The organism is uncultured Campylobacter sp., assembly GCF_938045405.1.
GTDB lineage: Bacteria > Campylobacterota > Campylobacteria > Campylobacterales > Campylobacteraceae > Campylobacter_B.
This window is the reverse complement of the sequence record NZ_CALIMW010000290.1, coordinates 1-9,753: the sequence shown is the minus strand read 5'-3', so window position 1 is coordinate 9,753 and position 9,753 is coordinate 1. Positions and strand designations below refer to the sequence as shown.

Genomic DNA, 9,753 nt, shown 5'->3' with positions numbered 1-9,753 from the left:
TCCGCGAGCTTTACGATTAGATCGTCAAGCCATTTGCGAAGCTCATCGTTGCCCTTTTTGACCGCAGGCGCGATGACGTCCTGATCGCCGAGCGAGCGGATGCCTACCTTAAAGCCAGGGTTTGACTTCGTCCACGCAAACAAAAGCGTATTATCATGCGCGATCGCATCGCCTCTGCCGTCCAGCATCGCACCGAAAGTCTCAGTATTTTGGTCAAATTTTAAAAGCTTGATCTCGGGATGGTTTTTCGTAAAATACAGATCTGCGGTCGTGCCTTTGTTGATTAAAAGCGTTTTGTCCTTAAGCTGCGAAACGTCGGTGATATCGCCATTCGGGCTCGCGACGCCGAGAGCTACCTTCATATACGGCAGCGCGAAATCCACGACCTCTTTGCGCTCCGGCGTGACGGTAAAATTTGCAAGCGTGATATCGACCTTATCCGACGCTAAAAATTCCGCGCGATTAGCCGCCTCTACGAGCACGAACTGCACCTTGCTCTCATCACCTAAGAGCTCCTTTGCGATGCGTTTTGCAAAATACACATCATATCCCGCGTTTTTGCCCGTCTCGTCAATGTAGCCAAACGGCGGCTTATCGCCGAAAACGGCGATCCTCACTACACCGCGTTTTTTAACTCCGTCTATATAGCTTTGCGGAGCGGCGGAACCTTGTGCGGAATTTGAGGAGCCTTTGCCCTCGTCGTTGCAACCTGCGAAAAATAACGCAACTAAGATAAAAAGCGTGCTTAGCGTTTTTTTCATCTTTTCTCCTTTATTAAAATTTATTTTTTAAATTCGAACATATTTAGAAATTTCTTCGCACGCTCGCTCTTCGGAGCGGTAAAGAACGCCTCCGGCTCGTTAATCTCGACGACGCTTCCCTCGTCCATAAAAACTATGCGATCGGCTACGGCGCGCGCAAAGCCCATCTCGTGCGTTACGATTAGCATCGTCTGCCCCTCTTTGGCAAGATTTAGCATTACGTCGAGCACCTCGCGCACGATCTCGGGATCAAGCGCCGCGGTAACCTCGTCAAAAAGCATGATCTTGGGCTTCATCACAAGGCTTCGTACGATCGCGATGCGCTGCTTCTGCCCGCCGCTAAGCTCTTTGGGGTAGGCTCGCTCTTTATTTTCTAGTCCTACGATTTTGAGCCAATGCCCGGCTAGCTCTACAGCTTGCTCGCGCTGTACGCCTTGGACTTTCACGGGACCTAGGATTATATTATGTAGCACATTTAAGTGGTCGAAAAGCTCATAGCTTTGAAAGACCATACCGATCTTTTGTCTGATCCTGCGCCACTCTTTGAAATTTTGATCGATTCGTTCGCCTTCGATTATAAAATTTCCGCTTTGTACCGGCTCTAAGCCGTTGATCGTGCGAAGTAGGGTGCTTTTACCGCAGCCGCTAGGGCCTAGGATTACCACGACTTCGCCCTGTGCAACGCTAAGACTGATGTCCTTTAGCGCGTGCAGCTCGCCATAAAATTTATTGATTTTATGAAGTTCTAAAATTCCCATCAGCTCCACCTGTTTTCTAGTCTTTTCGAAAGCGCCGAGATCGGATAGCAGATCAAAAAATATACGAAAAATATCGCTCCGTAGATGATTAGCGGCGCGTAATTGTTGCGGAAGACATTTACTTCGATGATCTGCTGTCCGACCTTGACGAGCTCTATGACGCCGATTAGTACGGCGATCGAGGTTGTTTTTATCATCCTGCTGAATAAATTTATCGTCGCGGGCACCAGGCGCCTCATCGCAAGCGGCAGGATCACGTAGAGATAAATTTGAGATCTGCTAAATGCGAGCGCTTCGGCACTTTCGAACTGATGCTTGGGTATGCTAAGCACGGCGCCGCGCACCAGATCCATCATCTCAAAAACGCCCCAGACGCTAAAGACGATGATCGAAGCCGCGATATTTGAGATGTGGATGCCAAATGCCTTACTCGCGCCGAAATATACGATGAATAGCCAAACGATGGGCGGCATGATACGCACGATCTCCAGGCAAATTTTAAGCGGGATGTATAAGGCTCTGCGCCCAGAGGCCATTAAAATTCCAAGCACCAAGCCTAGGCCGAGCGAAACCGCGATCGAGATGAGTGCGATTTGCAGCGTGACCCCAAGCCCGCCAAGAAGCCTGATTAAATTTTCACCGCTTAAGAGTTCCATCGCTAGCCCCTCATATACGCAAGGCGCTTTTCAAGCAGCGTAAGCGCTAGTGAAAGCGGCAGGATTATGATCAGATACGAAACGCTTAACATAAACAGCGCCTCGTTCGTCTTGTAATACAGCCCGATGATGTCCTTTGCGGCATAAACGAGATCGGCGAGCGCTACGATGCTAACGATCGAGGTTTCTTTAAGCAGAAATATTATGTTCGCGCTGATGGAGGGCAGGGCGATCGCAAAGGCGCGCGGCAGCACGACGTAAAACACTATCTGCGCTTCGCTTAGCCCCAGGCTCATCGCGCTTTCGATCTGGGATTTTTTTATCGCCTCAAAACCGAGCCTAAAGCTCTCGCTCATATAGCTTCCGCCCAAAAACGCAAGACCTACGATCGCGCAGGTAAAGCCCGAAATTTGAACGCCGAGCTTCGGCAGGCCGTAGTATAGAAAAAATAGCTGAATTAAAAGCGGAGTATTGCGCGACATCTCGATATATGCGCTCACAAGTGGGCTTAGCAGCGGCAGCCTTTTGTATTTTATTAGCGTGCAGATAAAACCGATGATGATGGATAGTAAAATCCCGTAAAATGCGAGCTTTAGCGTTAAAATTCCCGCCTTTACGAACATAGGGCTAAATTTAGCTATAAAATCAAAATCCATAAATTCTTCTTTCTGTAAAATATGTGTATTATACAGATAACTGATTAAAATAGTATTAAATTAGAATTTTTTTATAAAAATTCCGAAAATTTAGGAGTTTAAAAATATATCTTATAAATATATTTAGTCCGAGTAGATACCCGGACTATAGAATTTTGACGGAATTTTACGAGTAAAAAATATACGCGTATCCCGAAACCAAAAACGCGGAGAATATCGCTAGAATTCCGCCACTCCGTACCATTTCCGCCTGGCGAATGCGTCCCGTTCCGAAAACCAAAGCATTCGGCGGCGTCGCTACCGGCATTACGAAAGCGCAGCTCGCGCCTACACCTATGATGATCGTAAGAGTTTCTTTCGGTAGCCCCATTTGAGCCGCTACTCCCGCAAATACTGGTACTAAAAGTGCAGCAGAGGCGGTATTGCTCGTAAATTCCGTAAGGCAGATGATGAAAACTGCTGTTACCAAAAGTACGATGTAAGTAGGCGCTCCACCGAAAGTGTGCGCGACCAAATCACCAAGCACCTTAGAGGCTCCGGAATCGCCTAAAACCGCACTTAGCGTAAGTCCGCCGCCAAAAAGCAGCAGCACGCCCCACTCGGTGTTTTCGGCGATGTCGTGCCATTTGGCAAGCCCTAGTATGACGATTACGACTGCCGAGCAGATGGCGACGTAAGCATCATCCACTTTAAAGCCCACAAGGGCTGAAATTTGCTTTGAAAATATCCAGCCAAGTGCTGTTAGAGCAAATACGACGATCGTAATAATGCGCTCGCGCGTCCAAGGGATATGCTCCAGATCCATCTCTATTTTATGGCTTAAATTCGGCTTGAAAATTATATAAAGCACCACAAGCATTATTGGTAGCATCACGCACATTAGCGGCAAACCCACCTTCATCCAGTCCGCGAAGCTGTAGTGCAAGGCTTGAGCTACGATTAAATTTGGCGGAGATCCCACGAGCGTGCCCAGACCTCCGATGCTTGCAGAATACGCGATACCCAAAAGCAAAAACACGAGCGTGCCGCGATCTTTGCTCTCGTCCATGTTGGCGCAAATTCCAAGCGCGATCGGAAGCATCATCGCAGCAGTTGCGGTGTTTGAAACCCACATCGAAAGGATCGCCGTAGCAAGGCAGATTAAAATCGCAGCCACACCCAAGCGACCGCCTGCGCGGGCGATTAGCCACATCGCGATTTTTTTGTCTAGCTTTTGCATATGCAGAGCCGTTGCCAGCGCGAAACCGCCGAAAAAGGTAAAGATCGTAGGGTTTGCAAAATTTGCAAGCGTGCTTTTGATGGTGGCAGCCGTGAAAGTGCCATCTTTAGCGAATTTACCAAGTCCGATAGCTACCGCAAGCACCGGCACCATAAGCGCGGTTACCGTGATATGCACGGCCTCTGTAAGCCACATAATCGCGATGAAAGCAAGTAGCGCAAGGCCTTTTTTGACATTGGGCTCAAATGGTAGTGCGGCATATAGCGCAAAGCCCACTGCAGCGGCAATCGCCATAATGATGACGCCGCGCTTAGGAAACGGCACGGTGTCGGTGAGCCTGTCTAAACCCAGCTCGTCTACGTCTGAGTCCAGCGGCCCTTGTAAGCGGGAGTTGCGTAACTCCACTTTGTGTTCTTCCATAGATACTCCTTTTTTGGATTTGGCTTATGATACAAAAATGAGGCGGGAATTTTATAAATTCCAAATCAAATCGTCTTAAATTTTTAAAAGTGCAGTTACTATCGGTAACACGGCACTTATCTCGTGTGTAAATTTTAAATTATACATAAAAACGAACAACTAAGTAAGCGCTTTAAATTTCATCACAGATTATTTTTTAATGACGCCCGGCATTTAAATTTGCTAACTGCTCAAGGGAGGCGGCGTAGAATTTCGTCGAATTCCGTGCTGGCAATCAAGATAGAATTCTATCCTTAGCAAGCGAGATAAAATTTTATCCAAGGCGAGTGAGATAAAATTACGCGTCTTGCCTCAAAAATTTATCAAAATTTAAGTGGGGGGGGGGCTATTATAATCAACAAATTTTAAACGGATTTGTAAGCGAATCCGGTGGAGGAGGCTCAAAGATCGTAAGTTATAAAACGGTAAGAGCGGCTGTGGCGAGAAGCCTTGAAATCATAAATTGTAAGGAGAAAATATGAAAAACAAAATTTTAATCGCGGCGTTTGCCGCTGCGGTATGCGTGAGTTCAAGCTTTGGCGAGGGGATATTTTTAGGTATCGAGGGAGATTATTCTTTTAAATCCAGCATCACTACTAAATGGTCTGACGAGGACGATTCTGGCACGAATAAAGATAATAAGGGTCAGGCTGCGCTCGGCTTTAAAGGCGGCTATGATTTTGGTATAGCTAGAGCATACGGCGAGTATATGTATGACTTTAAGGTTACAAAAAATGGTAGTGATGAGGATGGAGATTTTAAACACTCTTGGAATAAGCATAGCTTGCTAGTAGGCGGAGATTTTACGCCTGAGATTACGAATAGCTTTAGGCTAGTAGCGGGCGCATATACGGGGGTTTCGTTTTTGAAATACAAAGATTCGTATAATGACTTCAGCGGCGATAGTGACTCTATATCAAAGACAGTACCAGGCTGGGTCATCGGCGCAAGGCTGGGCGGGCTATATAGCTTTGATGAGCATAATGAGATCGAGTTTGGCTACAAAGCGGACTACACGAGATACAAGGCTAGTAAGCTCGGAGAGGATATAGATAAAGCCTACGAGACCAATCATGGACTATATTTAGGATACAACTTTAAATTCTAAAAATTCTAACGTGCTAGCGCAGGATGGAGCGAACGAACTCCCGCTCCATCCGTCTTAAATTCCAAATAATTATTAGACGTCAAATCGCAGGATTGTTTAATCCGAAATTTGCTAGCAATTCAGACGTAATTATATGATAATCAAAGGGTGCTGCCGGTACTAGACGTCAAATTTTATCCACTCGTACATACAAAATTCAAATATATTCACACATGCTTGGCTCGTATTTTGGTGCTATCTGGTAAGCGCTTAAATTGATGGAATTTGTGAAATTTTACTCAATCCGCTTTTTTCTAAGAATCGTTATAATTTCAAGTTGAAAAAGCGGAATTTTATCAATGTCTCCATTTGCCACTTTAAATTTGTTTCTAATTGCTTGATATCTCACGATTCCTAGTTCGAGTACGACGCAGAAATGCCGTTTTACTTTATGGAAATCTCGCATTTACATCTTCGGGATTAGCACTTAAATTTTGCGGTAAAATTCTAAAACTACTGCGTCTAAGAATTTTAACGTTTTAAAGCATTAAATTTTTACGATTTTAATGTTAGTCGCAAGCGTAGAATTTTTACCTTTATAAATTCGCGGTAAAAGCGGTAGATGCCTGTCGTGCGGATTTAGATGCCAGATTTATCCGCAAGCGCTACGCTTTTACTAAAATTTTGTCTTTGTAAAAATTTTAAAATTTCAATCGCTGTTTTTAAAATACTTCGGCGCAAACATAAATTTCTAGCCGCTTCGCTATATTTTATAGGCTTGCTCGGAGCTTTAAAATAGCAAGTCGCGTGTCTGCTATTTACCAAAAACCCTAGCGAAAATCGCGTCTACATTTTTGGTGTAATATCCGTAGTCGAAGCACTCTTTGATCTCGCTTTCGCTTAGCTTTTCTCGTAGCTTTGTATCTGCGAGCAGATTTTGCAAAAATAGGCTATGTCCTTGCTCATCTATAGCTTTTTTGCCCTCTTGCAGATCCGCCCAGACCTTCATCGCATTACGCTGTACGATCTTATAGGCATCCTCTCTGCTAACTCCTCGTTTAGGCAGCTCTAGCAGCACGCGCTGCGAAAACACGAGCCCACCGGTTAAATTTAGATTTCTCATCATATTTTCGGGATATACGAGCAGTTTTTCGATCAAGCTCGTCAAGCGATTTAGCATAAAATCAGTAGTTATAAAGCCGTCGGGGAGGATAAATCGCTCGACCGAGCTATGGCTGATGTCGCGTTCGTGCCATAGTGCTACGTCCTCCATCGCGGGTATTGCGAAGCTACGGATCATACGACATAGTCCAGTTACGTTTTCGCTAAGCACAGGATTTCGTTTGTGCGGCATCGCAGAGCTGCCCTTTTGACCTGGGCTAAAAAATTCCTCTGCCTCATAAACCTCGGTGCGTTGATAGTGGCGGATTGCGATAGCGATCTTTTCGCAGCTGGAAGCCAGGATCGCAAGTGCGCTCATTACCTGCGCGTAGCGATCGCGCTGGATGACTTGATTGGATGCGGGAGCGGGCTTTAGCCCCAGATATTCGCACACTAGCTCTTCCAGCTCTAGTGGAGCGTGGGCGAAATTCCCCATCGCACCGCTTATTTTGCCGTAGCTGATAACGCTTTTTGCGTGTTGCAAAAGCTCTAGCGCGCGATTTATCTCATCATACCAGACCGCAAGCACGAGTCCGAAAGTGATCGGCTCGCCGTGGATACCGTGGCTGCGCCCGACCATCAGTGTCATTTTATGCTTCATGGCTTGAGATTTTATCGCGGCTTTTAAATTTTGCACATCCTCAATGATGAGCTCCATGCTTTCTTTAATTTGTAGCGCGACGGCGGTATCGATGCAGTCACTACTAGTCATGCCGTAATGCACGAAGCGGCTCTCCTGCCCAAGGCTCTCACTCACGCTCGTTAGGAATGCAATCACATCGTGCTTGGTGGTCTTTTCGATCTCATCTATCCGCTCGATCCTAAAGCTTGCGTTTTGTAGAATTTTATCTTTATCGCAGTCGCTTATTAGACCTAGCTTATTCCACGCCTTAACCGCCGCGAGCTCGACTTTTAGCCACGCGTCGTATTTGGCTTGCAAGCTCCATTTTTCAGACATCTCTTTTCTTGCGTATCTTTCGACCATTTTAGTAGCCTTTCGGTTAGAATTTCTTGTATAATGATGGCAAAAATTATATAAAAATAGGGCTGAAAGTTTAATATGGGTTATGAGAAAAGAAGCCTGGGAAGCTTTGAGGGGCGCAAAATTTACGAAATTCTGCTTAGCCTCGGATATGATATGAAATCCGCGCAGCGCATCTGTGACAAGCATCGCGTAACCGATGCAGAGGATCAGAATTTGCATAAAAATTCCGTTGCTCGCGGAGAAATTTTTTTGATCGATTACAAATGCGAGCCGCGCGGGCTGAAGCCGATCTTTGAGTGCGATGCGTTTGCGGCATTTGACAAGCCGAGTGGAATTTTAAGCCATCCGAGCGGGCGCAACTCGCCTTATAATATGTATGACGAGATCTGGTCGCTATACGGGCAGGATGCATGCGTGGCGCATAGGCTTGATTTAGAAACCAGCGGAATTCTTATTGTCGCCAAGGATAAAGACGCGGCGCGCGAGCTTAAAGAGTGCTTTGAACAGCGTAGAGTGATGAAAAGCTATCTAGCGCTCGTGCGAGGTGATTTGAGAGAGGGCTTGCGAAGTGATTTGCAAAGTGCTGCTTGCAATGGCGAGATAGAGAACTGCTATGCGCTAGGTTCGTATGAAATTTGCGGATCAAAATTTGCGGACGATGCTGTGAGTTTACCAGATAACGTGTCGGATCTGCGCGATACACTAGCTCTAAAAGGAGTAGGCAATAAATTTGGATTTAATATCTTGTCTAATAGTGCGAGTAGGAGATTATGGTGCGATGCTCTATCTGACGGCATGCAAGCTAAATTTGAATCTGACGCTCCTGCTGGCGATGTTGGCAGCGGATTTGAATTTGATGACTTATCCTGCGGCGTGAGTGATAAGCTTAAACCCGCTATCGCGGTGAGTAGCGCGGATAACGGACATAAACCTTACGCCTTATCTGTGGCTAAATCTTTGCCAGCTACTTCTATGGGCTGCGTAAATTTTAAAAAATTTGAGCCTGCAAAATACGCAAAATTTAGCGATAAACTGAAATTTTTAAAGGATTTTGAGGGGTTTGTGATTGATGCTCCGATCGCTCCTAGCGACGAGTTTGCCGATCTTAAAATTCGTATGAAAATATCGCGCGACGGTAAGGAGGCGATCACGCTGATACGCCCGCTGCGATATTTCTCGGACATAGACGCTAGCCTGATTGAGTGCTATCCGCTGACGGGTAGGCAGCATCAGATCAGGCTGCATCTATTTGCCGCGGGTGCGCCGATATTGGGAGAGCCGCTGTACGGGCTTTCGCGCGAGCAAGCGGAGCGGATATTGGATAAAAAGATGGTTGAGACGGATCGGATCAGAACGACTGGGGCGCCGAGATTGTTGCTGCACGCGAATGCGATTTGCTTCGAACTAGGCGGCGAAAGATACGAGATAAAAAGCGAATTTGACGCCGCAAGAGAGTTTTATAATCTCGCAAAAATCGGTAAAATTTAAGCAACTCAATAAAATTTTGAAGTGGCGACGATTATTTTTATGATCAGGATTTTGCTTTTGCTGGTTTTTATAAAATTTTGTGCTTACAATGGCATTAATTTATTAATTTCTCATCTGTAGTTATTTGAAAATTTTAAGACGATTTTATTTTGCGATGGCTATAATTCATAATTAGAATATTAGTAATTTTGAATAAAGGATAAAAATGTTGTGGTGGGAAAAAACAGTAGAGTATTATTTTGTAAAGCAGTGCTTGTTGGACATCGACATAGCTCCACTTGATGGTGATGTAGAAAAAATAGGTGATGCCTTAACACACAACAATGGGAAGTTTTTACTTATAGAGTTTAAAAGGGCATTCGAGAATTTATCCTCAGAAAAGAGAAAATATGCAGATTGGGAAAAAAGCGCTAAGGCCATAAAAGCATATAATTCAACTTGGCTAGACAACGGGTTTCATATATTTATTTTCGGTAGCGAAAATTACGGTAAATTTGAGCTCAGAGCGCATAAATATTGGATG

At 45.3% G+C, this 9,753-nt stretch carries 9 protein-coding genes; 3 read left to right on the top strand and 6 right to left on the bottom strand.

Translation table 11 applies throughout. The annotated features are described in order from the left end of the window. The 5 genes from Q0140_RS11870 to Q0140_RS11850 all read right to left on the bottom strand — a co-directional run. On the bottom strand, positions 1 to 761 hold a 761-nt coding region (locus Q0140_RS11870), incomplete at its 3' end, for a cysteine ABC transporter substrate-binding protein (RefSeq protein WP_297964846.1). A 20-nt stretch (positions 762 to 781) separates the two neighbouring features. Further along, entirely contained in the window at positions 782 to 1,519 is a 738-nt protein-coding gene (locus tag Q0140_RS11865; protein ID WP_297964844.1) for an amino acid ABC transporter ATP-binding protein, read from the bottom strand. Further along, entirely contained in the window at positions 1,519 to 2,175 is a 657-nt protein-coding gene (locus Q0140_RS11860) for an amino acid ABC transporter permease (protein ID WP_297964842.1), read from the bottom strand. Before Q0140_RS11860 ends, Q0140_RS11865 begins: the two co-directional genes overlap by 1 nt. Before the next feature lie 2 nt (positions 2,176 to 2,177). Next, positions 2,178 to 2,831: an amino acid ABC transporter permease gene (locus Q0140_RS11855; protein WP_297964840.1), complete on the bottom strand. Its 654-nt coding sequence runs from the start codon at positions 2,829 to 2,831 to the stop codon at positions 2,178 to 2,180. A gap of 166 nt (positions 2,832 to 2,997) precedes the next feature. Then, positions 2,998 to 4,344, bottom strand: a complete 1,347-nt coding sequence (locus Q0140_RS11850) for a DASS family sodium-coupled anion symporter (protein WP_297962192.1) — start codon at positions 4,342 to 4,344, stop codon at positions 2,998 to 3,000. Positions 4,345 to 4,987: 643 nt separating this feature from the next. Here Q0140_RS11850 and Q0140_RS11845 point away from each other — a divergent pair. Beyond that, entirely contained in the window at positions 4,988 to 5,617 is a 630-nt protein-coding gene (locus Q0140_RS11845) for a hypothetical protein (protein WP_297964838.1), read from the top strand. 793 nt (positions 5,618 to 6,410) lie between these two features. On the opposite strand, the gene purB is transcribed toward Q0140_RS11845, so the two are convergent. Continuing rightward, the gene (gene purB / locus Q0140_RS11840) at positions 6,411 to 7,742 is read right to left on the bottom strand and encodes an adenylosuccinate lyase (protein ID WP_297964837.1); all 1,332 of its coding nucleotides are present in this window, start codon (positions 7,740 to 7,742) and stop codon (positions 6,411 to 6,413) included. A gap of 75 nt (positions 7,743 to 7,817) precedes the next feature. On the opposite strand from purB, the gene Q0140_RS11835 reads away from it, so the two are divergent. Continuing rightward, positions 7,818 to 9,230: an RluA family pseudouridine synthase gene (locus Q0140_RS11835; protein ID WP_297964835.1), complete on the top strand. Its 1,413-nt coding sequence runs from the start codon at positions 7,818 to 7,820 to the stop codon at positions 9,228 to 9,230. A 205-nt stretch (positions 9,231 to 9,435) separates the two neighbouring features. Next, positions 9,436 to 9,753: hypothetical protein (locus Q0140_RS11830; RefSeq protein WP_297964833.1), on the top strand; the 318-nt coding region annotated here is incomplete at its 3' end.

Coding starts and splice junctions, on each gene's coding strand:
- Q0140_RS11865 (WP_297964844.1), bottom strand. CDS start 1,519: ATGGGAATTTTAGAACTTCATAAAATCAATAAATTTTATGGCGAGCTG.
- Q0140_RS11860 (WP_297964842.1), bottom strand. CDS start 2,175: ATGGAACTCTTAAGCGGTGAAAATTTAATCAGGCTTCTTGGCGGGCTT.
- Q0140_RS11855 (WP_297964840.1), bottom strand. CDS start 2,831: ATGGATTTTGATTTTATAGCTAAATTTAGCCCTATGTTCGTAAAGGCG.
- Q0140_RS11850 (WP_297962192.1), bottom strand. CDS start 4,344: ATGGCGATTGCCGCTGCAGTGGGCTTTGCGCTATATGCCGCACTACCA.
- Q0140_RS11845 (WP_297964838.1), top strand. CDS start 4,988: ATGAAAAACAAAATTTTAATCGCGGCGTTTGCCGCTGCGGTATGCGTG.
- purB (WP_297964837.1), bottom strand. CDS start 7,742: ATGGTCGAAAGATACGCAAGAAAAGAGATGTCTGAAAAATGGAGCTTG.
- Q0140_RS11835 (WP_297964835.1), top strand. CDS start 7,818: ATGGGTTATGAGAAAAGAAGCCTGGGAAGCTTTGAGGGGCGCAAAATT.